Source organism: Mucilaginibacter sp. P19, from assembly GCF_050632265.1.
Lineage (GTDB): Bacteria > Bacteroidota > Bacteroidia > Sphingobacteriales > Sphingobacteriaceae > Mucilaginibacter > Mucilaginibacter gossypii.
The window spans coordinates 1,676,825-1,698,977 of the sequence record NZ_CP192586.1; the positions used below are offsets into that span (position 1 = coordinate 1,676,825).

Annotated in this window: 24 protein-coding genes and 1 pseudogene; 18 read left to right on the forward strand and 7 right to left on the reverse strand. The window is 43.2% G+C overall.

Going from position 1 to position 22,153, the window contains the following annotated elements; all coding sequences use genetic code 11:
- Positions 1-51: 51 nt before the first annotated feature.
- The gene (locus tag ACQ86K_RS07905; RefSeq protein WP_091163266.1) at positions 52-3,087 is read right to left on the reverse strand and encodes a glycosyltransferase family 117 protein; all 3,036 of its coding nucleotides are present in this window, start codon (positions 3,085-3,087) and stop codon (positions 52-54) included.
- Positions 3,088-3,284: 197 nt separating this feature from the next.
- On the opposite strand from ACQ86K_RS07905, the gene ACQ86K_RS07910 reads away from it, so the two are divergent.
- Together ACQ86K_RS07910 and ACQ86K_RS07915 are read left to right on the forward strand one after the other, a co-directional pair.
- The gene (locus tag ACQ86K_RS07910; RefSeq protein WP_091163267.1) at positions 3,285-4,070 is read left to right on the forward strand and encodes a mechanosensitive ion channel family protein; all 786 of its coding nucleotides are present in this window, start codon (positions 3,285-3,287) and stop codon (positions 4,068-4,070) included.
- Between the two features lie 11 nt (positions 4,071-4,081).
- Complete coding sequence (locus ACQ86K_RS07915) at positions 4,082-4,258, forward strand: hypothetical protein (RefSeq protein ID WP_176844378.1); 177 nt, start codon at positions 4,082-4,084, stop codon at positions 4,256-4,258.
- Positions 4,259-4,338: 80 nt separating this feature from the next.
- Here ACQ86K_RS07915 and ACQ86K_RS07920 read toward each other — a convergent pair whose 3' ends face one another.
- Complete coding sequence (locus ACQ86K_RS07920) at positions 4,339-4,740, reverse strand: winged helix-turn-helix transcriptional regulator (protein WP_090523849.1); 402 nt, start codon at positions 4,738-4,740, stop codon at positions 4,339-4,341.
- A 92-nt stretch (positions 4,741-4,832) separates the two neighbouring features.
- Between ACQ86K_RS07920 and ACQ86K_RS07925 the strand changes: the two genes are divergently transcribed.
- The gene (locus tag ACQ86K_RS07925; protein WP_091163268.1) at positions 4,833-5,192 is read left to right on the forward strand and encodes a DoxX family protein; all 360 of its coding nucleotides are present in this window, start codon (positions 4,833-4,835) and stop codon (positions 5,190-5,192) included.
- A gap of 14 nt (positions 5,193-5,206) precedes the next feature.
- Here the strand turns inward: ACQ86K_RS07925 and ACQ86K_RS07930 are convergent, their stop codons facing one another.
- Together ACQ86K_RS07930 and ACQ86K_RS07935 are read right to left on the reverse strand one after the other, a co-directional pair.
- A complete protein-coding gene (locus tag ACQ86K_RS07930; RefSeq protein WP_091163269.1) occupies positions 5,207-5,392 on the reverse strand; it encodes a hypothetical protein in 186 nt (61 codons plus the stop codon).
- Between the two features lie 172 nt (positions 5,393-5,564).
- Positions 5,565-6,440 (reverse strand): glycoside hydrolase family 25 protein, encoded by an 876-nt coding sequence (locus tag ACQ86K_RS07935; RefSeq protein ID WP_091163270.1) that lies wholly within the window; start codon positions 6,438-6,440, stop codon positions 5,565-5,567.
- Between the two features lie 223 nt (positions 6,441-6,663).
- Between ACQ86K_RS07935 and ACQ86K_RS07940 the strand changes: the two genes are divergently transcribed.
- The 5 genes and pseudogenes from ACQ86K_RS07940 (at position 6,664) to ACQ86K_RS07960 (ending at position 9,839) form a co-directional block, all read left to right on the forward strand.
- Complete coding sequence (locus ACQ86K_RS07940) at positions 6,664-7,101, forward strand: MarR family winged helix-turn-helix transcriptional regulator (protein WP_091163271.1); 438 nt, start codon at positions 6,664-6,666, stop codon at positions 7,099-7,101.
- A 27-nt stretch (positions 7,102-7,128) separates the two neighbouring features.
- Positions 7,129-8,250, forward strand: a complete 1,122-nt coding sequence (locus ACQ86K_RS07945; protein ID WP_431200133.1) for an MFS transporter — start codon at positions 7,129-7,131, stop codon at positions 8,248-8,250.
- Positions 8,202-8,387 carry a hypothetical protein gene (locus ACQ86K_RS07950; RefSeq protein WP_431200134.1) on the forward strand — a complete coding sequence of 62 codons (186 nt, stop codon included), beginning with the start codon at positions 8,202-8,204 and terminating at the stop codon, positions 8,385-8,387. Before ACQ86K_RS07945 ends, ACQ86K_RS07950 begins: the two co-directional genes overlap by 49 nt.
- Positions 8,388-8,493: 106 nt before the next feature.
- Positions 8,494-8,969, forward strand: a pseudogene (locus tag ACQ86K_RS07955) (cysteine hydrolase).
- A gap of 213 nt (positions 8,970-9,182) precedes the next feature.
- Positions 9,183-9,839: a phosphatase PAP2 family protein gene (locus tag ACQ86K_RS07960; protein WP_256337347.1), complete on the forward strand. Its 657-nt coding sequence runs from the start codon at positions 9,183-9,185 to the stop codon at positions 9,837-9,839.
- A gap of 228 nt (positions 9,840-10,067) precedes the next feature.
- Here ACQ86K_RS07960 and ACQ86K_RS07965 read toward each other — a convergent pair whose 3' ends face one another.
- Positions 10,068-10,796, reverse strand: coding sequence for a DUF6896 domain-containing protein (locus tag ACQ86K_RS07965; RefSeq protein WP_431200135.1), 729 nt, complete (start codon positions 10,794-10,796; stop codon positions 10,068-10,070).
- A 312-nt stretch (positions 10,797-11,108) separates the two neighbouring features.
- Between ACQ86K_RS07965 and ACQ86K_RS07970 the strand changes: the two genes are divergently transcribed.
- Positions 11,109-11,828 carry a patatin-like phospholipase family protein gene (locus tag ACQ86K_RS07970; protein ID WP_431200136.1) on the forward strand — a complete coding sequence of 240 codons (720 nt, stop codon included), beginning with the start codon at positions 11,109-11,111 and terminating at the stop codon, positions 11,826-11,828.
- A 51-nt stretch (positions 11,829-11,879) separates the two neighbouring features.
- Complete coding sequence (locus ACQ86K_RS07975) at positions 11,880-12,284, forward strand: VOC family protein (protein WP_091163276.1); 405 nt, start codon at positions 11,880-11,882, stop codon at positions 12,282-12,284.
- Positions 12,285-12,386: 102 nt separating this feature from the next.
- Here ACQ86K_RS07975 and ACQ86K_RS07980 read toward each other — a convergent pair whose 3' ends face one another.
- Positions 12,387-13,706, reverse strand: coding sequence for an SGNH/GDSL hydrolase family protein (locus ACQ86K_RS07980; RefSeq protein ID WP_091163277.1), 1,320 nt, complete (start codon positions 13,704-13,706; stop codon positions 12,387-12,389).
- A 19-nt stretch (positions 13,707-13,725) separates the two neighbouring features.
- Positions 13,726-14,853 carry an OmpP1/FadL family transporter gene (locus tag ACQ86K_RS07985; RefSeq protein ID WP_431200137.1) on the reverse strand — a complete coding sequence of 376 codons (1,128 nt, stop codon included), beginning with the start codon at positions 14,851-14,853 and terminating at the stop codon, positions 13,726-13,728.
- Between the two features lie 309 nt (positions 14,854-15,162).
- Here ACQ86K_RS07985 and ACQ86K_RS07990 point away from each other — a divergent pair, with 309 nt between their 5' ends.
- The 8 genes from ACQ86K_RS07990 to ACQ86K_RS08025 all read left to right on the forward strand — a co-directional run bounded on the left by ACQ86K_RS07990 (position 15,163) and on the right by ACQ86K_RS08025 (position 22,152).
- Positions 15,163-15,408, forward strand: a complete 246-nt coding sequence (locus tag ACQ86K_RS07990; RefSeq protein WP_431200138.1) for a hypothetical protein — start codon at positions 15,163-15,165, stop codon at positions 15,406-15,408.
- Complete coding sequence (locus ACQ86K_RS07995; protein ID WP_431200139.1) at positions 15,405-16,049, forward strand: helix-turn-helix domain-containing protein; 645 nt, start codon at positions 15,405-15,407, stop codon at positions 16,047-16,049. Before ACQ86K_RS07990 ends, ACQ86K_RS07995 begins: the two co-directional genes overlap by 4 nt.
- Positions 16,050-16,566: 517 nt before the next feature.
- On the forward strand, positions 16,567-18,363 hold the full coding sequence (locus ACQ86K_RS08000; RefSeq protein WP_091163279.1) for an acyl-CoA dehydrogenase family protein: 1,797 nt from the start codon (positions 16,567-16,569) through the stop codon (positions 18,361-18,363).
- A gap of 315 nt (positions 18,364-18,678) precedes the next feature.
- Entirely contained in the window at positions 18,679-19,422 is a 744-nt protein-coding gene (locus tag ACQ86K_RS08005; protein WP_091163280.1) for an electron transfer flavoprotein subunit beta/FixA family protein, read from the forward strand.
- Positions 19,423-19,596: 174 nt separating this feature from the next.
- A complete protein-coding gene (locus ACQ86K_RS08010) occupies positions 19,597-20,574 on the forward strand; it encodes an electron transfer flavoprotein subunit alpha/FixB family protein (protein WP_091163281.1) in 978 nt (325 codons plus the stop codon).
- Positions 20,575-20,586: 12 nt separating this feature from the next.
- The gene (locus ACQ86K_RS08015) at positions 20,587-21,030 is read left to right on the forward strand and encodes an acyl-CoA thioesterase (protein ID WP_208102441.1); all 444 of its coding nucleotides are present in this window, start codon (positions 20,587-20,589) and stop codon (positions 21,028-21,030) included.
- Between the two features lie 79 nt (positions 21,031-21,109).
- The gene (locus ACQ86K_RS08020; protein WP_090523886.1) at positions 21,110-21,379 is read left to right on the forward strand and encodes an acyl-CoA-binding protein; all 270 of its coding nucleotides are present in this window, start codon (positions 21,110-21,112) and stop codon (positions 21,377-21,379) included.
- Between the two features lie 320 nt (positions 21,380-21,699).
- Positions 21,700-22,152, forward strand: coding sequence for a DUF2147 domain-containing protein (locus ACQ86K_RS08025; RefSeq protein WP_091163282.1), 453 nt, complete (start codon positions 21,700-21,702; stop codon positions 22,150-22,152).
- Position 22,153 lies beyond the last annotated feature (1 nt).

Below are 22,153 nucleotides of genomic sequence, written 5' to 3' on the forward strand. Positions count from 1 at the left end.
GGGGCAGGCTAAATCAAATAGCCTGCCCCATAGCATATATATGTTGGTTGTTTAGAGCTGGAGAATACTTTTAAACTTTTCGGCATAATCATTAAGCTGTGTAATTATTTGACCGCATAGTTCTTTTTGGTTGCCGTTTTGAGTAATGGCTGCCATATTATTGAGAAGTTGCATACTGATCTGCACATCGCGCGGACTTAACCGGCCTGTATCTTTTTGCAACTGATGGTAGTTATAATCAAGCTGATCGGTTAGGTAGCTGTTAACACTTTTGATCAATTTATTACCCAGCTTGGCATAGTCCAACTTATACGAGGTATCGGCCATTGTTATTTTGCCTTGTGCCGTCATAAAGTTAGGGTTGATGTCGGGCATTACCTCTTCATATTTGTGCAGGGTATTAAGTGCCAGGTTACGATGGCCTTCTTTCAGTAATGTCGCCGACAGATCAGAAAAAGCAGAAACCATTTGAGGGAAAAACATAGTTGTTGATTGCTGATCAAGGTATTTGGCTGTTTTGAAATTGCCGAACTTAAACTTATCCATCATGTTGCTGTACATCACCAGGCTGTTGATCTTTGAAAGCTGATCTCTTAACGATGAATCAGTTTTGAAAGGCAATAGGCGATAGGTAAAACCTTCCTGGTACAAATATGGCTGTAAGCCAACCATGCTTGTTTGCCCAATAGATGTAGTGAAACAAATTGGCCGTTTCCAGTCGTTATGGGCAAGTATATCTATCATGGCAAGGTTTTCTTTGGTGATATAATTGGGAGGGAATTTCCATTTCATGGTATCCGTAAGTAAGCCTTTTTGCTCGGGCGTGATCACCTTATTTTTCATTACACCATCAGCATTAACTGCCAGCTTGAAGTTTTTGGTAGGCAAATAATTTTCGGTTGTGCCGTTGGTGTATTCAACATGCGTACGTTTATCATCCGAAGTAATAAAGTCAAATATCTCTTTTACATCAACATAGCCCGGTATTTTGGCATCATTATACCTGATCACATCACGGGTGCCCAGTTTATATTTATCAAAGCTCATGGTGATGGGCAGTGCGTCGGCCTGGTTTATTTTGCGTTGCATTTGCCTTACCGACCAGTCGGCGCTTAACAGGCTCAGGTTTACGATGCGTACATCAGGCCGAATGTTTTCTACCTCCTGGTCATACCATAGCGAGTAGGTGTCGTTATCACCCAGGTCAAATAAAATAGCATTTTTAGGGCAGGACATGAGGTAATTGTAAGCCATGTCATGCGCCGCCATTTTGGTTGAGCGGTCGTGGTTTTTCCATTCTTTACTTGCCAGCAAAACAGGGCCAGCAATTGTACAAATAATAAAAGCGCCAATAGTGGCAAACCTCGGGCTGATCTTTTTAGGCACCATGTCAATCAGCGCTATCAATCCTAAACCAATCCAAATGGCAAAGGCATAAAACGAGCCCACGTACGAGTAATCGCGTTCACGGGGCTGTACAGACGGCTGGTTAACATATAATACTATAGCCAACCCGGTGAAAAAGAACAGCAACGTTATTACCAGCGCGTCTTTCTTTCGCTTCTTGAAATGGTAGAGCATGCCTAACAAGCCAACCATTAATGGCAGCGCATAAAGGGGCGTATAGGTAACATTATTCAATACAAACTTAGGCGTATTGGAGGCATTGTTGAACAAGCCCGATGTCCAGTTGCCGCCGATGCCATTCATGTTGGTTTGGCCTTCCATATCATCATCATTATAGCGGCCAACAAAATTCCACATAAAATAACGCCAGTACATCTGGTACATTTGCCAGCTGAACATCCATCTTAAATTATCCGAAAAGGTAGGCGTAGCGTTATCGCTCAATTGCAGCCAGTTGCGGTAAAACTGGGCATCCTGGGCGTAGGTGGTATTCTCCTCTGTCGACCACATGCGGGGCAGAATGCTGGTGTGGTCATAAACATAATTAGGCTTATTGTAAGCTACCTCGTATTTGCTCTTTCCTTTACGATAAAGCGGTGTACCGTCGGTAACATCTGTTATTTTGGCATCGAAGTAAGGGCCCTTAAGCAATGGTGTTTCACCATATTGGGTACGGTTAAGATATTCATACATCGTAAAGGCATCGCTGGGGTGTGAGTTGTTAAGGTTGGTGCCCGCCGATGCCCTGATAGGGATGTAAACAAAAGAGCTGTAACCAAAATAAACAAACACAACGCAAAGCAGGCTTATATTTAAAAGATGTTTCTGCTTGCGGATGCTGTACCGGATCCCGGCGATAAGCAAGCCGATGATCAGCAAGAAAAAGAACAATACGCCGCTGCCAAAACCAAGTCCAAGGCTGTTTACAAAAAATAGATCGAACCGGGCGGCGAGGCCTATGGTATATCCCCTGATGCCAAACTGAACAAAGGCCAGGATAAGGATGCTTATAGCGAATGCCAAAAGCCCGCTTTTAACACTGATGTTTTTATGCCTGCGGAAATAATAAACCATTACCAAAGCAGGTATGGTTAATAAATTAAGCAGGTGAATGCCGATAGAAAGGCCGATTACATAAGCTATAAAAACCAGCCACCTGTCGGCACGTGGTTCATCGGCAACGGCATCCCACTTTAAAATAGCCCAAAATACTACTGCGGTACATAATGACGACCATGCAAAAACAATGGTTTCAACTGCCGAAAACCAAAAGGTGTCGGTAAAGGTAAATGCAAGGGCGCCGGTTAGCCCGGCACCCATTATTTGTAAGGTTTGGGTTGTATTAACAGTAGTATTTTTTGTAGCAAGGAGTTTTTTAGCAAGGGCGGTTATGCTCCAAAATAAAAACATAATGGTAGCCCCGCTGGCCAATGCCGAACCCAGGTTGGTAAAGTAGGCAACTTTTGTCCTGTCGCCCATCGAAAGCAGCGAGAAGGCCTTACCTATCATGGCAAAAAGAGGGTAGCCCGGTTGGTGCGATACCTGGAGTTTATAGGCGCAGGAAATAAATTCGCCGCAGTCCCAAAAACTTACGGAGGGCTCTAAAGTAAAGACGTAAGTTACGGATGCAAGGGTAAAACAAAGCCAGGCCAAAAGGTTGTTGATCTTATTGTAGCTCATGATAAAGTGTAAAAGTTTTTTTCAAGTAGTTAATACCAAATTAGGGCTTAAAATTGGTAACGTATTGAAATTTAACACTTTTAACATTTGTTAACACTTGGAGGGTTGAAGTGTTAAATGGTTGTTAAAACAAACCCTTCCCCCAAATATGCGTTAAGCATAGGTGGTTTTTATGCGGAAGCTAAACGATTTGTTTTATGAAGATTGAAAAGTTTTATGACCAGGTTTATATATGGGTGATTCGCTATGCACCCAGTTTTTTGATTGGGCTGGTAGTTTTATTCATCGGCCTTTGGCTGATTAATATGTTGTTGAAATGGTGGCAGGGCCATATGCAAAAAAAGGAAATAGATCCTACTATTAAACCCTTTTTGCAGAGCCTTGTAGGGGTTGTATTGCGTGTGTTGCTAATTTTAGGAGTTGTGCAGATCATGGGTGTGCCCATTACTTTGTTCACTGCACTCGTGGGTGCCTTTGGTGTAGCCGCTGGTTTAGCGCTTTCAGGTACTTTGCAAAATTTTGCAAGCGGTGTGTTGATACTGCTGCTCAAGCCCTTTGTTGTGGGCGATAATATCATAGCTCAAGGCCTTGAAGGAACGGTTATCGCTATCCAGATCTTTTATACCATTGTTAAAACCTTTGATAACCGAATAGTTATTATGCCTAACAGTAAACTCTCAAACGAGGTGATCATCAACATCAGCAGGGAAGGCACCCGCAGGCTTGATATCGAGCTGAAGTTTACCAATAATATTGATTTTAATGAGGTGAAGTCGGTCATTAACTCTTCTATCGATAAATCAAAAAATATATTGGAAACTCCGGACAGGAGGATAGGTATTGCCAGTTTAGATCCTGATGGTTATCGTGTAGGAGTTAATGTTTGGGTTCATGCGCATGGTTTCCAGGATACCAAGCTGGCCGTACAGGAAAATATTTTGCAGGATTTGAAAGCTTCCGGGGTTAAAATACCAGGTTTATAAAATATGTACGCATGGATAATTTAGAAAATAAGATCACGGTGATTGTTGAAACGCCTAAAGGCTGCGGCCATAAGCATGATTATGATGCCATCACCATTCAGTTCAGGCTTAAAAAACTACTGCCGGCCAGTATGGTTTTTACATCAAGCAGGGATAGCGCTCATCGCCCCGAGAAGAAAAAAGCGTAATGTTATCATTTATAAAAGCGCCTTTGCTTACCAGGCAAAGGCGCTTTGCGCTTCTAAATTCTGAAGAGCTATTTACTACATTATAATGAAACTGCCATTGTTTTTTTGGCATCGGCTTCAGCCCGGCTCATTTGTTTAATATGCTCACGATGGTTCATGCCCCATTCGCGTAATTCCGAAACAACCTTACCAAGCGTATCGGCATATTCGGTACGTTCATAAATTACAGTTACCGGTGTGGTATCATAAACAGTCCGTTTAACAAAGCCATTTAGTTCAAGCTCCCTTAACTCTTTCGAAAGTATTTTAGGCGTGATGCTTTCCAGGTCGCGCTGAAGTTCCTTAAACCGTTTAGGGCCGGTCATTAGGCTTACCAGCATTGGCAGCTTCCATTTGCCGTTTACTACATAAAGCGTATCGCGTACTGCGGTTACAGAAGCTTTGCAGGTCTCTTTATTGTGAATGATTTGTTCGTTGTTCATACTCGCTATCCTTAACGATACCGGTATCCTTTAGGATAGTAGTATCTTTTTAATAGCAAAGGTAGCTAAGTTTGCGGTAAATAATTCATTAGATGAAAGCAACTAAAATTTTTTACTGGATCCTGAGCGCTATTGTAGCATTGATGATGGCTTTTTCATGCTATTCATACTTAACGAAGCCCGAAATGGCTGCAGCCTTTCATCATTTAGGCTTCCCTGATTATTTTAGAGTTGAACTGGCAATAGCCAAGCTTATCGGTGCAATATTACTATTGGTACCAGTGCCTGCCAGGTTAAAAGAATGGACTTATGCGGGATTTACTTTTGTATTTGTTTCTGCGTTTATCGCACATACCGCATCCGGCGATCCGGTAGCAAACCGTGTGATGCCGTTGGTGTTTCTGGCGATTTTGGGAGGATCGTATGTGTTATATTATAAGAAGCAGAAGTAATGTGAGATATGTTTCTACCACGTCATTGCTGTAACCATCAGGTAGCCAAAAAAGCGTGATGACAGGTAAAATATATTTTGGCGGTGTTGCACGTGGGCTGCGTTAGTGATTGCAGTGTAAAGCCCGGAGCGCGCAAAGGGGGTGCGGGTAGGAAAGGTGAGGACTTGCAACGGAAAGCCCGGGCCGCAGGCAACGCCCATGTTATAAAAATTTATCGGAAAAATATAATTAATAATCAATAACTTACGATCTCGTCATTATAAGGGACGACGCAATCTTTAACTGTACACGGTCGATTTGCAGGCCTGCTCTACTGATTGGGGATTGCTTCGTTCCTCGCAATGACGGATTTTATATCCTATTTCCCAATTCCTACGGCACCAGCAATTTCTCAAACTCCGTACTATCGCCCTTAAACACATTAAAATCCACAACATGGTTAATGCCGTTAACATGGGCCTTATCTGAGTGCTGCCAGAATTTCCAGTTAGTTTTATTAGATACAAGCAGCTTGGGCTGGTAATAATGGGCAATCCAAAGGGTATAACCATCAAAATAACCTTCCAGGTAATCCTGGTAAAATTTAAGGTTAGTATAGATGATGGGCTTAATCCCTGTACGGTTTTCAATGGTTTTGATAAAACTCTCCAGCTGTTCGCGCATCTTTTCAGGACTGGTACGATACAACCTTTCTATATCCACCACCATGGGCAGGTCGCCTTTTTCGGTTTTTACCGTTTGAAGGAAAAACTTAGCTTGCCATACGCCACTTTTTTGCGGAAGGAAAAAATGATAAGCGCCGCACATGATGCCTGCCTTTGGCGCTTCTCGCCAATTACGCTGAAAATATGGGTCAACACTTAATACACCCTCGGTAGCCTTGATAAATGCGAAGCTGATATGGACATCACCCTCGCGCATGGCTTTTACCTGTTTCCAGTTTATACGGCCCTGGTATGAGGACACATCAATGCCATATACGGTATAGCCATCGGGGATATGAATGGCAAAATCCTTGTATTTACGATAATGCGTATCCTCTCCTGCATCCATGATCCATCGCCAGGTAGCGCTGCCAAATTTTAAAATATAGCCATAATAAAAAGGCGAAAACAGGATGAGCAGCAAAGCGCCTACAGCCACTATCCACTGTGTGGAGAAATTGGCCTGCTGTTTTGCTTTAACTACCGGCTTTTTACGGGCAGGAGCTTTCTTTCTTACAGGTGTTTTCTTTTCAGGAGCAGGCACGGGGTAAAATTACGAAAACGAACCGTTGATTAGGGATGATTACGTTGATTGCGCTGATTTTTTTGATGATCAAAGCGGTCTTCGAATCTAATTGTGTTAAGTAAGCTAATCAAAATCAACACAATCAGCGAAATAAAAAAATCAACGGTCAGGTTTGACATTGTGCTGATAAAACAATCTCTATATTTGTAAGGTAAACTTACAAGTTTAACTAATTAATTATATGGGCGACGAAAAAGAGATTCAACTGGCTTCGGAATTGAGGTTTATTATAGGTAGGCTTAGTAAAAAGATCAGGAAGACTTCGACTACTGCCGAAAAGCTTTCGCTTACCGAGCGGTCGACCATGGCACTGATCTTTCAGCATGAAGAGATCCTGCCTAACGAGTTGGCGGCTATGGAGAAGATCACCACACAATCCATGTCGCAGATATTGAGTAACCTGCTCAATCTCGGGTTAATCAAAAGGCGCATTTCCGAATTGGACAAGCGCAAGGTTATTATTTCACTATCGGAAGCTGGGATCAGCCTCATCCACAAATCCAGGAGTGAAAAAGACGAGTGGCTTAACCGTGCGCTTGAAACTACCTGTACTGCCGAAGAGCAGGCAGTTTTAAAGAAAGCCCTGGCACCCCTGGCCAAACTTGTTGACTTTGATTAATTAATGAAAACTGACAGAAAGAGATAGATGAGTAAGATAAGTACATTCAACGCTTTTAAAAGCCGCAACTATCGGCTGTATTTTGCCGGGCAGTCAGTTTCGTTACTGGGCACCTGGATGCAGAAAACTGCTGTTAGTTGGGTGATCTATTCGCAAACGCATTCCAAGTTTATGTTGGGCTTAACTCTGTTTGCAAGTTTGTTCCCTTCATTCCTGTTCTCGTTTTTGGGTGGTGTGGTTTCTGACAGGTATAACCGTTTTAAAGTGCTGCTATTTACACAGGTGGCTTCAATGGTACAGGCTGTTTTACTCACTGTGCTGGTGTTTTTCGGATATTATTCGGTTTGGGCCATCATGGCATTGACTGCTGTTTTAGGGCTGATTAACGCATTTGATGTTCCGGCAAGGCAATCGTTAGTATACGAAATGGTTGATGATAAATCCGACCTGCCTAATGCGCTTGCCCTTAACTCTTCCATGGTGAACCTGTCGCGGTTAATAGGGCCGGGGATAGCAGGCCTGATTATTGAAAAATTCGGCGATTCGGTTTGCTTTGGGGCTAATGCATTAAGCTTTATTGCGGTAATTGGCTCATTGCTGATGATGCGTTTGCCCGAATTTACTCCCAAGCCCCACGGTAAAAACGTGCTCGCCGATCTGAAAGACGGCTTTGAATACATTCAGCAAACGCCCACTATAAAGTTTATGTTACTGATGCTTGCTTCAATAAGCCTGCTTGTACTGCCTTTTAGTACGCTGATACCGGTTTATGCTAAGGATATATTTAAGGGAACGGCGTCAACTTTTGGGGTTATAGATAGTGTGATAGGGCTTGGTGCTTTTGGCGGCGGCATTTTGCTGGCCTCATTAAGTGCCGGTACCGATCTTAAAAAGATCCTTGCAGTTAATACAGTAATATTTGCGGTGGGGCTGATCGCATTTTCACATATGCACAACTATCCCGTGGCGCTGTTTTTTTCGGCTATTATCGGTTTCGGTATGATGTCGCAGGTTACCATTGGTAATACCATTATCCAAACTACTGCTACTCCCGAAATGCGAGGCCGGGTAATCAGTTATTACGCCATGTCTTTTTTGGGATGCAGCCGCTTGGCGGTTTGCTCATTGGCGCAGTTTCGCAAAAAATAGGCGTACCCGATACTGTTATGGCCGAAGGCATGGTAGCACTGCTGTTGGGTGTTTTACATTTTGCTTTTTTACGGCGCAGCAGGCTTAAAAAGAAAGCGATGGCTGCCGTGCAGCAATCTACCGAAGCAATTTCTTAACCATTAAAACAATCAAATTATCATGATAACTGCACTTGATCAAAATACGGCACTCGTACTGATAGACTTACAAAAATATATTGTACAGCTTTCATGCGCGCACCCCATGGCCGGCATCCTTGAAAAATCGGCAGCGCTTGTCGAAGCCTTTCGTAAAGCAGGTAAACCCATTGTTGTTGTTCATGTAGAACCTATAGGTGCGGCTTTTAAAACAAGGCGTGATAACAATAGAAACAGCATGACCGAACTCCCTGCCGATTGGAACGAAATAGCTCCTGAAATTAAAACCGAGCCAACGGATATTTTTATCACCAAAAAAACTGGGGCGCTTTTTATAATACAGGTCTGCACCAGGAATTGCAAAAAAGAGGCGTTACACAAATTGTACTGGCAGGTGTAGCTACCAGTATCGGTGTTGAAGCTACTGCCCGCTCGGCCAACGAGTATGCCTACAATATAGCTTTTGCCAGTGATGCCATGACCGATATGTTTCCCCAAGCGCATGCCCACAGCTTCAAATACATTTTCCCGAGGATAGGGGAGGTGGGGACTACCGCCGAGATTATTGAGAAGTTGGGATAGATAAGGGTAAGTGTATAATAGGACGCACCTTTGCTTTGTATCTACCCTTAGTAGGTTGAAGAACCCAGACTTACGAAGCTTCAAAAATTTCGTAAGTCTTATTCTTCTGGTCATCCATTCTTTGTGCTTCTACTATTTCGGCGAAAAAACAATCTTCATGCAATAGGCATTTATAGTTAAATTAGCAGTGTGGATATTGCTACTAAACCGCCTATGAAAAAGATCTCCCCGCTTAAATTCCTGGTAGTTTTAATTCATTTGCAGGGCTTATTTATTTGCTTAACAAACAAAGCTTTTGCCCAGGCGGATTCGGCGAAAGTCACCGTAAATAGTCCTGCATTTATCTCACCTGCTGTTCAGCGTTGGGACGACCGTGTCATGATCGATTTGCAAAATCAACGCACAACTGGCCAAACAGGTTTTTTCATGTTCCTGAGCAAAAATGTTTTGTATGGCGATATCGGGATCCCGGCGGGCTTACTGGTAGGAGGTATTGCAAGCAATAACAAAGAAATGCGCCAAAACGCAGGTTATGTGGCAAGCAGTACGGCAATATCATACGGCTTTATGTTGTTGATAAAACATTTGGTGAAGCGACCGCGGCCATTTATTCAAAATATCAATATTACACCTGTTTACAGGGCAGGTGGTACCTCATTCCCGTCGGGGCATACTTCATCAAGCTTTGCCACAGCTACAGCTTTATCGGCTGCCTATCCTAAGTGGTACGTCATTGCGCCATCTTTCTTTTGGGCGGGGGCCACAAGTTATTCAAGAATGTATTTAGGTGTTCACTATCCTACCGATGTGGCTGCTGGATTAACGTTGGGTGTGGGCAGTGCTGCGGTTATGTCGTTTTTGAAGAAGTAGAGGTAATTTATGTTTGAAAATTTTTTAATTATGATTTAACTGGTATCTTTAGTTATCAAATTGCCGGATATATGATTGCTATACTTGATTTTTTGTTTGGATTATTACTCACCGACTGGAGGCGTATCCGCAGGCTTAAATGGAACCGGAAAGATTAGATGGAAGTTTTTCATTCTGATTATTTTAATCCAAAAAAACGCAATACGTTGAATTTCTTTTTGGTATCAATCAAGGCATCTTCCTGATAAACTTCAATGTGAATTTTTTTCTGTCATTGACAACTACACCCGTATGGTTTTCAATATTGGAAGTTATGCGTTCGAACTTATTAAGAGCAAGCATCCTTTCAATTATCCTTACACCATCTGCGTACTCGTCATAAATGTCTATAGGTAAGGGAAAGTAGTTTTGAGTTGATTTAATGAACCTTGTGAAAAAATAAGGATCTAAATCGCCAAATTCCAATCCAAACACAAGCGGGACTTCTATTATTTGGCCGGACCTTTTGTGCTCGAAGCCACAATGAAAACCATGTAAAAAATAACGCCATTCTTTAATTATTCCACTTTGTTTTTTATTAGCAAAAAACGGGTTAAATGAACTAAGCGGGAACTGTGGATTGATCTCAATACCTAATTTTGAAGCTAACTTATTGATCAATAATTCAGATAAGGCGCGGTAATCTTTTGCGCATTGTTCGAAAAATAGCTGATTGTCGTCGATTTCTTTATCCGTTAGCAGTTTTGCAATATTTATTTCAGGCTGAGTTGCATGTATGTAAACTTGAAATCCCTTAAGATCATTTTTTAGTTTTTTGCCAATTTCTTCTCTTTGGTATTGCAAAGTTTGTTCAAAAATCAACCTTAGTCTTTTTTCACGAGGTATTTTGCTTATTACCTCTAAAGAAGGAATCTGTTTGACTGAACCTATTATTAGCGTTTGGGTTATCCTATCCACTGTTATTATAAATGAACTGCAGTAACATTTAATTATCTGCACTTATAGGTAGCTAAAATAAGTTATTTGTTCGATGCACGTCGCACACTTAAATAACCTCATAGTGTTAGTAATGCAGATATAATTTGAAGGGAAATTTCTCCTTATTTGAATAAAGTGATATCTTGACCTCAATCATTCTCATAGCTTGCCATAAACAACGGCGAATGATAAACTATAAAAAATGAATACAAATATTGATCAAAACGGCTCAAGAAAGATAGGATTAGTGTTGTCTGGCGGGGGGTAAGAGGGGTGGCCCATTTGGGGGTGATGCAGGCCCTAACCGATTATGGTATCAAATTCTCGCATATCTCGGGCACAAGTGCAGGCGCAATAGCTGCGGCTTTTTTTGCAGAGGGATATACCCCAAAAGAAATTTTACGCGTCATCAAAGACAACAGCCTGCTTAAATTGCTGCGCCCGGCATTTGGCAGCAACGGTTTGATCTCAATAACACATGCCAGGGTATTGATTAATAAATATATTCCGCATAATTCCTTTCAAAGCCTCAAAACACGTGTTACCATTCCGGCGGTTGACCTGGGCGAAGCAAAGCTGGTTTACTTTACCGAGGGCGAACTGGATATCGCAATTTTGGCTTCCTGCTGTTTGCCAGGTATTTTTAAGCCCATTATGATTAATAATCATATGTATGTTGATGGCGGGATCCTCAATAATTTCCCGGTTGAGCCCTTGGTAGGCAATTGCGACCTGATTATTGGCTCATGCTGCAACCATTTGCCGGTAGTTACAACTATCAAATCATTTGGGAACCTGGTTGACAGGGCCGCTATGATAGGAATTAACGCGAACCTTAGCTCACATAAAATGCTGTGCGATATAGTTATTGAACCGCATGGTTTGGGAGGGTATGGTATTTTTGATACCGACGCGGCCGAGGAAATTTATATGATAGGCTACGAGGAAGGCTTAAAAACCATCCGTGCTAACGAAAAATTAAAGGAGATCACCCTTTCACAAAAAAGGTAAAACTGCTTTGGAAATGGTATTACAATGTGACGTAAAAATTAAGATATAACTATGAAAAAAGTAACTGGCCTTGGAGGTGTATTTTTTAAATGCGACGATCCGAAAGGTATGAACGAATGGTATGTCAAAAACCTTGGGCTGCCTTCCGGCGAATACGGGACAACGTTTGAGTGGCGGCATGCAGATGATCCGTCAAAAATAGGGTCCACCTCATGGTGTACGTTCCCGCAGGATACCAAATATTTTAATCCGTCGGCCAAGCCGTTTATGATTAATTACCGGGTAGAAAATCTTGTTACACTGGTAGACGAATTAAAAAAAGATGGGGTAACCATTATTGACGAGATTGCCGAGTATGACTATGGCAAGTTTGTTCACATTCTCGATCCGGAAGGGAACATTATTGAGCTTTGGGAGCCAGGCGATGAATCGGAGCCGGATAGTGCTGCGGGATAATTTAGTTCTAAGTCGAAAGTCTTGAGTTCTAAGTTAGGATTTATCCCTATCGACTTAGAACTCAAGACTTTCGACTTAAGACTTCTGACTTCTGACTAACGATCAGGGAAACTTAACCCCGTTATAATCAGATATATTCACCTGTGGTATTGATGAGTTGTATTTGTCATTAATAGCCTTGATAAATTCATTGGCAACAATGGCATATCCGCGTGGTGTAAGGTGCACCCCGTCCAGCGAAAACAGGCCGCCGCTGATATAGTTGGAATTAACGCTTACTCCGTCAACCACCATCCCGTTCAGTTTAACATTTTGCAGAAAGGTATATGCATCAAATACAGCCAGGCCTTTTGCTGCCGCTATAGATTTTATGGTTGTGTTATAAGAAGTCACATAATCCTCGGTAAGGGCAACCTCCTTTTCGTCAAGTACATATTGGTTATCTATCGGCGTATACGGCGTTAAACCGTAAGGCAGGTTGCCAACAGGGGTTGCGACCGGCTGCCCGATCTTGCTCGTCGGAAAGGTAAGTACGATAAGATCGTTAGGCGTTGCTGCGCGCGGCGCATAAGTACTGCCCGAAACCAGAGCGTTAATATACAATGCTTTTGCATTGGGGTTGGCTTTTTGCACGCCGGCCAGTATTGCAGAAACGGTGATGGTATTAAAATAAGGTATTGAGGTTACATCGGGTACGGTTGCAACTACGCCTTTCTGTCCCTTGGCAGTAAGGGTGTTGATCAATACATTATACAGAGCAGCAAAAGTATTTTTGTCTGTCAGCACGTCGCCGGTCCCTCCGGATGTGGCATAGCCTAAAGCGTCATTATTTCCCAGCCAGTTAGAGAAGAAGGTAAAGGGCTTGGCCATAACAAAACCAAGATAGGTGGTGGAGTTTGTTGGCGCGTTGCCCGGCAGCAAGCGTTCAAAATACCCGTTAAGGTTACCATAGGGAGCGTAAGTGATGTGCATCAGCTTAATGCCGGGTACGCCATAGTTATTAATATCGCCCGTATATTTGGTATAGAGAGTAACATCTCCAAAACCGGGTACTGTAAGTTTCCCACGTATTGCCAGGTTAGTAGTTACCGGGGTTGTAATCGGTGTGCCATCGGCATTAAACCCGGTGAGTGATAAATAGCCCGATCCGTTTGCCTGGGCGGTGCTGAATAGCGGCTGCGTAAATGCGCCACCGCCAACCGATTGCATTTGCTTGCCGATGATGCTGGGATAGGATACCTGCTGACCTGCAAGGTATAAGCCCCCATCGGCATAACCGGCAGTGAGCGAGTTACCCAACGCAATGTATCTTGAAAAATCAACAGAACCTGCGGACGGCTTTGGCGTATGGATTTCGGGCTTGCAGGCACCTAATAACAGTAACCCTGCAACAATATAAATATGTAATTTAAACGTTTTCATGAACTGATTTCTTTAAGGATTACCAATGATAGGCTAATGAGATACCTGGTATATAAACATCGGTTTTAAATGTTCCCGATAGCTGCGATTCGATATTGGTTTGGGTGCGTTGCATCAGGTGCTCGTACTCAAAGGAGATATCTATATCGAGGTGCTTGGCTACGGTATAACCTAAGCCCAGGGTACCATAAACCCGGTTAGCATCCGGAGCTTCGGGAGTTACATAGCCATCTAAAACAGCGGTGCCGCCATAGCCACCGCCAAAACGCAGGGCCAGTTTATCGGTAGCCTTATATTGAGCGCCCCCGCGTAAGCTAAATGCCTGTTGATAATTCCGGGCGGAGTGGGTATCCTGTAATACAGCCGTATTGTTTTTATAATCAAACGATAGCGTTTTATAACTATCCCAGTTAACCAGGTTAACATCCAGGGCCAATATCCATTTGCTGCTGGGGTAAAAGCCGAAACCGATGGAGTTAGTGGCTGGTAGGGGTATGGTTGAACTAAAGGTATTGGGCTGAGGGAAACTGCTTTGCAGCGATGCAGGCACAGTAAAAATAGCGTTCCCTGCCGAAATTGTGGTATTTACCTGCGAGCGGTGTGTGATCCCTATGGTAATACCTGCTTCCGTTTTGAAGTAAACGCCCGCGTTCCACCCGTAGCCTTTGCCGCCGCCTTTCAACCGGGCCTGTCCTGGGTCGCCGCTGCTGTTTGCCAGTGGGATGGCCCGCGTCAGATCAACGCTGCCATGGTTGTAAACAAAGCCTCCGCCAATGCTCACCCAGTCGGCCAGTTTTATACTTATTGTTGGCTGAACATAAATGGCTTTCAGGTCGAGGCTTTCCAGTACATATTTGCCTTGCCAGGTATTGCCCCAGTCGGTTAAGCCGCCAAAAGGAGTATAAACGCCAAGTCCCAGTTTCCAGAAGGAAGATTTGGGCCCCCATACCGCATAAGCATGGAACGGGGTAGCAACTTTATTGGAAGTATGGTCCTGTATTGAGGTTCCGGCGGGGTTGAAAACAGATTTGAACAGTAAAGGGCTTATTCCTCCCTGTATGTAATTTTCGGGCAGCATGGCTACCGCGCCCGGGTTAAAAAATACGGAAGCGCCATCCTGTACGATACCCGTACCTGTATGGCCCATTCCTATTTGCTTTTGCCCCCCAGGTTCACCTGGAAACCCTGGGAAAAAGCTAACAGCGGTGCTGCGGTGAGCACCAATAGTAGAATTTTTCTCATAAAAATATAATTGGTTCGTGACAGGAAATTGCTTGTAGGTTACAATTTGAAACTGTCAGGGATAAAATTAGTTTGGATTAAAAAGAAAAAAGGGCTATAATGCGGAGATATTAGTCAAAAAGTCGGATAAAGCTTATTTTTAATACCAGATAAGAAAAGTTGCTTTACAACCGTCTTTAATAAATAAATAGTTAAAATTATATATCTAAACTATATGAATAATAAAGTTGGACAATTAAGCCTGTCAAAATTTGCAGATCTTTATGCAGACAAGCTGGCTGGTGCCGATTTTTTTGTTGTTGACGAAAAGCAATTATTGAGCCTGAGCGAATATCCTTATCGTTCGGACGGTTATATTATAGGCATTTGTACCCGGGGCACAGCCAAAGTAGAAGTAAACCTGCAGGTTTATGATGCCCGGCCGGATGCCATGCTTCTGGCAACCCCTTTCATGTTTTGAGGATCTACGATAGCAGTGCCGATTTTTTATGCAGGTTTGTTGTTTTCAGCAAAGCTTTTCTAATCGAAAATAATGCTAATAGCCATTTCCTTGAATCATTCAGTTATTTCAACAGCGCGTCTATCCCGGTAATTTATCCTGGCAATGCCGATGCCAAAATGATCCTGGAAATTTATTTATTGATCCAGCGCAAATTAGCGCGCGAAGGGCATCCTTACGATGTTGAAATATCCAGGAGCATTTTGATGACACTGCTTTATGAAATACAGGCCATTTACGAAAAGCAACACCTGATAATAAAAGGTAAACAAACCAGGAAACAGGAACTAAACGTGCTTTTCCAGTCCCTCATTTTCCATCATTATAAAGAACATCGCAGCGTGCAATACTATGCCGACGCGCTGTATGTATCTCCCAAACATCTAACAGAAACCATTAAGGAAGTAACCGGGAGGACCGCGGGCGAATGGATAGACGATGCGGTAATATTGGAAGCCAAAGTACTACTAAGAAACCACGAGATCAGCATTGCCCGCGCCGCCGAGAGCATCCATTTCCCCGACCAATCATCGTTTGGCAAATATTTTAAAAAGCATACCGGCATGTCGCCTTCTGACTATAGAGCGATATCTGCGCATTGATTGTTTGAAAAAAATGTCATAGCGAGTAAGCGCCAGGGAATCCCCGAAAAAAATTGTAACGACTTGTAAAATATATTTTAGCGGTGTTGTGCGGGGGCCGCATTAGGGATTGCAGTGTAAAGCCCACAGCGCGGGTTGGGACTGTGGTCAGGAAAGGCGAGGACTTGTAACGGAAAGCCCGGGCCGCAGGCAATGCCTATATTATAAAATCGATTAAAATATTATTGATAATCAGTAATTTACGATTATTTCATTATAAACGCAGCGCGGCAATCACACGGTAGCATAGCGGCCCTGTATAGTATGCGATTGCTTCGTCGTTCCTCCTCGCAATGACGTGGCTTTTCGAATACATGAAATGTTATTTCCGTAATATATTTAAGCCAATGGCAGTCTTTCCACCCTCCCACATTCCCTCTTCTTTCCGACTTTTTGACTAATATCTCCGCATTGCTGCCCTTTCTTTGGCTTCATAATGCCTCTAATTTTACTCCTAATTATAAACCAATAAAACTTTATGAATGCCACAGAACCGATGAAAGCCATAAAAGGAGGGGAGTTTCTGATCAGGGAGACTTCCGCGGAAAGCGTTTTTATTCCTGAAGAATGGAATGAAGAGCAGTTGATGATCGCCGAAACATGTACCAATTTTTTGGCACAGCAGGTAACACCAAACCTTCAGCGTATTGACGAGCAGGAGGAGGGGTTAATGCGCCATTTAATGGACGAGGCAGGTGCGCTTGGATTGTTAGGCATCTCCGTGCCCGAAGAATATGGCGGTTTTGGTAAAGATTTTAAAACTGCCATGCTGGTTACTGAAAAATTAGGTGCCGGTCACTCATTTTCGGTTGCTTTTTCGGCGCATACAGGTATAGGTACCCTGCCTATATTATACTACGGTAATGATGCCCAAAAGCAAAAGTACATCCCCAAGCTGGCCAGCGGCGATTGGAAAGGGGCTTATTGCCTTACAGAGCCTGCCGCAGGCTCAGACGCTAATTCGGGTAAAACCAGGGCAAAACTTTCTGCAGATGGTAAGCATTATCTTATCACCGGGCAAAAAATGTGGATCACCAATGCCGGTTTTGCCGATGTGTTTACGGTTTTTGCCAAAATAGATGATGATGAAAACCTGAGCGCGTTTATTGTTGAAAAGGATTTTGAAGGTCTTTCGTTAAATACCGAAGAACATAAAATGGGGATAAAAGGCAGCTCGACACGCCAGGTGTTTTTTAACGACTGTAAAGTGCCGGTTGAAAACCTCCTTTCCGAAAGGCAGAATGGTTTTAAGATAGCAGTCAACATCCTGAATCTCGGCCGCATCAAATTAGGCGGCGGCACCGTTGGGGCCAGTAAGGATGTGATCACCTCATCGGTACGTTATGCCAATGAGCGGGAGCAGTTCGGTCGCGCTATTTCCAAATACGGGGCGATAAGATATAAACTGGCCGAACAGGCTATCCGTACTTATGCGGCAGAATCGGCCGTGTACAGGGCCAGTCAGAATATGGAGGAGGCTACAGAAATGTTAATTGCCTCCGGCCTTGATGAAAATAAAGCCAAACTGAAGGGGACTGAGCAATTTGCTATCGAAGCAGCGATCCTTAAAGTTCATGCTTCAGAGGTTTTAGATTATGTAACTGACGAAGGTGTGCAGATTTACGGCGGCATGGGCTATAGCGCAGAGGCGCCGATGGATAGGTCGTACCGCGATTCCAGAATCAACCGGATCTTTGAGGGCACCAATGAAATTAACAGGTTGTTAACTGTTGATATGATGCTGAAACGCGCCATGAAGGGTGAGCTTGACCTGATGGGACCGGCTCAGAAAGTAGCCGGTGAATTGATGAGCATCCCCGATTTTGGCGCAACCGAAGAAGATGGCCTGTTTACTAAAGAAAAGAAATACATAGCCAATTTTAAAAAGGCCATATTGATGGTAGCCGGTAGCGCTGTTCAAAAACTAATGATGCAATTGAGCAAAGAGCAGGAAGTATTGATGAACCTGGCCGATATGCTGATAGAGCTTTATGTAAGCGAATCGCTGCAATTGAGGGTAGAGAAATTGGTTGGCTTAAGAGGAGAAGAAGCGTGTAAGGAACAATTGGATATGATGCGGGTGTACATCAATGACGCGGCCGAACATATTGCGAAATCGGGTAAAGAAGCATTAAACTCATTTGCCGAAGGCGACGAAAGAAGGATGATGCTCATGGGACTAAAGCGCTTCACTAAAACCGAAGACATCAATACCACCCAGGCACGCAGAAATATTGCAGCCAAATTGATTGCTGAAAATAAATATTGCTTTTAGTGCTTCATCACTTTTTTAATGTTGTGGTAACACATCACTTCAAACAAAAGAAAATGTCATTTCGAACCCTTGAAGGGCGGGAAATAGCGAGGCAAGGGTGAGAAATCTCCTACGAGATGCAGATTTGTGCGGGTTAAAACAGGGCGTAGAAGATTTCTCCTCACCGGCTGGGACACGCCCTTCAAGGGTTCGTTCGAAATGACATTATTTTTCCATTAATAATTAAGTCATTAAAGACGTGTACGAAGAGGAAAATCTCACGATCCCCGCGTTTATTTTCCCTAAATAATATCAACCAAAAACAAAATTCTGATAATGAAAATATTAGTGTGTATAAGCCAGGTGCCGGATACCAGTACTAAAATTGTATTAAAAAATAATAACACTTCTGTTAATAGTGATGGAGTTACTTATGTGATTAACCCATATGATGAATGGTACGCGTTGATCAGGGCTATCGAATTAAAAGAAAGCGGTATCGCCACCGAAATTCATTTGATAACCGTAGGTAAGGCCGATGTAGAGCCCGTGATCAGGAAAGCATTAGCCCTAGGCGGCGATGAAGCTATCCGTATTGATGCTGAGAGCAATGATCCTTATGAAACCGCTCATTATATAGCCGAATATGCTGCCGGGGTTGGTTATGATCTTATTTTATGCGGCAAAGAGTCTATCGATTACAATAATGGAACTACAGGCGCCATGCTGGCCGAGTTACTTGACCTCGATTATATTGGTTTTGCAACCGGGATCAGCATAGAGGCCAATGCTGCTGCGGTAAATCGTGAAATAGAAGGCGGTGAAGAAACAGATGCCTGTAATTTACCGCTGGTTATTTCCTGCCAGAAAGGTGTTGCCGAAGCCCGCATTCCCAATATGCGCGGCATCATGGCGGCACGTACGCGTCCGTTAAAGGTAATTACGCCTTCAGGAATAACTGCTGTAACCGAAATACTGTCATATGAATTGCCGCCTGCCAAGGCCGGTATCAAGCTGGTAAGCCCGGATGATATGGATGAATTGGTGCAGCTGCTGCATACCGAGGCTAAGGTTATATAATGTCAATTATTATTAAATGTAGAGACGCATAATTGCGTCTCCCGAATGCAAATTATGGCAATTGAAAAAGATAAGTAAAGCCGCTTGTCCTGCGGGAGACGCAATTATGCGTCTCTACCCGAAAAAACTTAAATAGTTTTTAAACAGTTAACTTCTAACTAAAAAAACAAAAAAATGTCTGTAATAGTATTGGTAGAACATACCGGAGGAATTATAAAAAAGCAAAGCTTTGAGGCTGTGCAATATGCCGCTCAAATAGCCCCAAAAATGGGCACTACGGTAACTGCCGTTGCTTTAGGCAGCGTTACCGAAGCTGAAATGGAAAACCTTGGCCAGTACGGTGCTCAAAAAGTGCTGCACGTTGCCGATGGCCGGTTGGACGAGTTACACTCAAGGGCATATGCCAGCGCGTTAATAGCCGCAGCACAAAAGGAGAATAGTAAAGTAGTTGTAGCCCTTCATGATATCAGGGGCAGGGCGGTAGCGCCGCGGATAGCTGTAAAATTAAAAGCAGGCCTGGTAGCCGGGGCGCTTTCATACCCTGATACGGAAAAAGGCTTTGTAATTAAAAAGGCCGTGTTTTCGGGAAAAGCATTTGCCTATGTAAACATTTTAAGCGACGTAAAGGTGATTATGCTGATGCCTAACACATTTCCACCTCAAAAGCAGGAAGGTAAAGCAGTTGTTGAGCAACTGGATGTAAGCTTTAGCGAAAAGGATTTTAGTGTGAAAGTAAAATCGGTAAATAAAGTGACAGGTGAAGTACCGCTTGCGGATGCCGAGCTGGTTGTTTCGGGTGGCAGAGGTTTAAAAGGCCCGGAAAACTGGGGCATACTGGAAGACCTGGCGAAAGAGCTGGGCGCTGCTACGGCCTGCTCGCGCCCGGTAGCCGATTCGCACTGGCGACCGCATCACGAACATGTGGGCCAAACAGGTGGCACCGTTCGTCCAAATCTGTATATAGCGGTAGGAATATCCGGAGCTATCCAACACCTGGCCGGGGTTAATGGTTCAAAAACTATTGTAGTGATCAATAAAGATCCCGAAGCTCCGTTTTTTAAAGCAGCCAATTATGGGGTAGTTGGTGACGCGCTGGAGGTTTTGCCTCGACTAACGGCAGCAGTCAAAAAGTTTAAAGAACATCATCAATAAATAATCAGGGCTATGGAGTTTTTTTATGAAGGACAGGTGCTGTGGTCGCAGATAGACTCGAACCAACATATGCGGCATTCTGCATATGCCGATCTTGCAGCACAGGCACGCATCACCATGCTTGAAAGCCTGGGTTTAAAACTGCCTACACTTTATGAATACAAAATAGGGCCTGTATTATTCAGGGAAGAAATGATTTACCTGAGAGAGATCGGGATCAATGAGCAGATCAGGGTAACCTGTGAGCTTACTAAATCCCGGCCTGATGGTTCCCGCTGGGCAATCAGGCATGAGCTGTACCGGGGCGACGACGTCAAAGCTGCAATCATAAATGCCGAAGGTTCATGGATAGATATGGAAAAGCGTAAGCTGGCCGTATTGCCGTCAGAGCTAAGCCAGATGTTTATGAAGGCGCCCCGCAGCAGCGATTATGTGGAAGAGGCCAATCCAGCCTGAAATAATTAAATAGTGTTGAATATCAGTTTATAAGCTTTGGGCTTTATGCCTTCTGCTTTTAGCTTTAAATAATTTATCTATGACCGATCTGAAAGGCACTTTTGAAAGGGCCGTTAAAGAGAGTAAGGAACTACCCTCAAAACCTGATAATGAAACATTATTACGCCTGTACAGTTTATATAAGCAGGCAACGGAAGGCGATATAAATACAGAAAACCCTCCGGGCATGTTTGATTTTGTAGCTAAAGCAAAATATGATGCCTGGTTAAAACAGAAGGGCACTACCGCTGATAATGCGATGCAGCAATATATTCAGCTTGTAACGCAATTATCAAATAAAACCAGCTAACTTTAATTCCGAAATATTGACAAATGTTTCCGCCGTTTAGACCTTTATAAAGCACCGCAGAAATAGATATTTGTTTTTATAAACCATCCCGGTATCGGGGATATGATTAGAATCTATTAGTTCACATAGATAATTAAATAGTAATAACCAGGCTATTAGCTTTAAGCCTTGTGCATTCTGCTTTTAGCTTTATATAAACCATTTTATAATTCTACTCTGTCTCTTTTTAGGTGGCTTCTGATACCCGTATTGATATTAGGTAAATGCGACAGAGGCCCTAAAAACCGACTTGTTTTTAACTATAAAAAACACCTAAGTCAATGTCAGCATCAAAAAAACATTTCACCCGTTTTGTATTAATCCTGCTAGCCATTGTGGCGGTAAGCATCAATGCAAAAGCGCAAACCGATAAAATTGAAGGTTTATGGTACAACGATGTAAAAACCGCCAAAATCCAGATCACTAAAGAAAGCAACGGTAAGTTTTATGGTAAGGTGGTATGGCTTAAGGAACCATTAAAAGATGGGAAGCCGAAAGTTGACGAAATGAATAGTGACGAAAAATTGCGTTCAAGGCCCAGGCTGGGCTTACCCGTATTGGCTGATTTTGTGAAAGATGGCGATAACAAATACTCGGGCGGAACAATTTACGATCCTAATAACGGCAAAACGTATTCCTGTAAAATGACCTATAAAGGTAAAACCCTGGATATCCGCGGATACATTGGTATTTCGCTTTTCGGGCGGACAACAACCTGGTCGCGGGCAGAGTAAA

What these genes read in the sequence shown, in the direction of transcription:
- ACQ86K_RS07905 (WP_091163266.1), bottom strand. Translation starts at nt 3,087, where the DNA reads ATGAGCTACAATAAGATCAACAACCTTTTGGCCTGGCTTTGTTTTACC.
- ACQ86K_RS07910 (WP_091163267.1), top strand. Translation starts at nt 3,285, where the DNA reads ATGAAGATTGAAAAGTTTTATGACCAGGTTTATATATGGGTGATTCGC.
- ACQ86K_RS07915 (WP_176844378.1), top strand. Translation starts at nt 4,082, where the DNA reads ATGGATAATTTAGAAAATAAGATCACGGTGATTGTTGAAACGCCTAAA.
- ACQ86K_RS07920 (WP_090523849.1), bottom strand. Translation starts at nt 4,740, where the DNA reads ATGAACAACGAACAAATCATTCACAATAAAGAGACCTGCAAAGCTTCT.
- ACQ86K_RS07925 (WP_091163268.1), top strand. Translation starts at nt 4,833, where the DNA reads ATGAAAGCAACTAAAATTTTTTACTGGATCCTGAGCGCTATTGTAGCA.
- ACQ86K_RS07930 (WP_091163269.1), bottom strand. Translation starts at nt 5,392, where the DNA reads ATGGGCGTTGCCTGCGGCCCGGGCTTTCCGTTGCAAGTCCTCACCTTT.
- ACQ86K_RS07940 (WP_091163271.1), top strand. Translation starts at nt 6,664, where the DNA reads ATGGGCGACGAAAAAGAGATTCAACTGGCTTCGGAATTGAGGTTTATT.
- ACQ86K_RS07945 (WP_431200133.1), top strand. Translation starts at nt 7,129, where the DNA reads ATGAGTAAGATAAGTACATTCAACGCTTTTAAAAGCCGCAACTATCGG.
- ACQ86K_RS07950 (WP_431200134.1), top strand. Translation starts at nt 8,202, where the DNA reads ATGCAGCCGCTTGGCGGTTTGCTCATTGGCGCAGTTTCGCAAAAAATA.
- ACQ86K_RS07960 (WP_256337347.1), top strand. Translation starts at nt 9,183, where the DNA reads ATGAAAAAGATCTCCCCGCTTAAATTCCTGGTAGTTTTAATTCATTTG.
- ACQ86K_RS07970 (WP_431200136.1), top strand. Translation starts at nt 11,109, where the DNA reads ATGCAGGCCCTAACCGATTATGGTATCAAATTCTCGCATATCTCGGGC.
- ACQ86K_RS07975 (WP_091163276.1), top strand. Translation starts at nt 11,880, where the DNA reads ATGAAAAAAGTAACTGGCCTTGGAGGTGTATTTTTTAAATGCGACGAT.
- ACQ86K_RS07980 (WP_091163277.1), bottom strand. Translation starts at nt 13,706, where the DNA reads ATGAAAACGTTTAAATTACATATTTATATTGTTGCAGGGTTACTGTTA.
- ACQ86K_RS07985 (WP_431200137.1), bottom strand. Translation starts at nt 14,853, where the DNA reads ATGGGCCATACAGGTACGGGTATCGTACAGGATGGCGCTTCCGTATTT.
- ACQ86K_RS07990 (WP_431200138.1), top strand. Translation starts at nt 15,163, where the DNA reads ATGAATAATAAAGTTGGACAATTAAGCCTGTCAAAATTTGCAGATCTT.
- ACQ86K_RS08000 (WP_091163279.1), top strand. Translation starts at nt 16,567, where the DNA reads ATGAATGCCACAGAACCGATGAAAGCCATAAAAGGAGGGGAGTTTCTG.
- ACQ86K_RS08005 (WP_091163280.1), top strand. Translation starts at nt 18,679, where the DNA reads ATGAAAATATTAGTGTGTATAAGCCAGGTGCCGGATACCAGTACTAAA.
- ACQ86K_RS08010 (WP_091163281.1), top strand. Translation starts at nt 19,597, where the DNA reads ATGTCTGTAATAGTATTGGTAGAACATACCGGAGGAATTATAAAAAAG.
- ACQ86K_RS08015 (WP_208102441.1), top strand. Translation starts at nt 20,587, where the DNA reads ATGGAGTTTTTTTATGAAGGACAGGTGCTGTGGTCGCAGATAGACTCG.
- ACQ86K_RS08020 (WP_090523886.1), top strand. Translation starts at nt 21,110, where the DNA reads ATGACCGATCTGAAAGGCACTTTTGAAAGGGCCGTTAAAGAGAGTAAG.
- ACQ86K_RS08025 (WP_091163282.1), top strand. Translation starts at nt 21,700, where the DNA reads ATGTCAGCATCAAAAAAACATTTCACCCGTTTTGTATTAATCCTGCTA.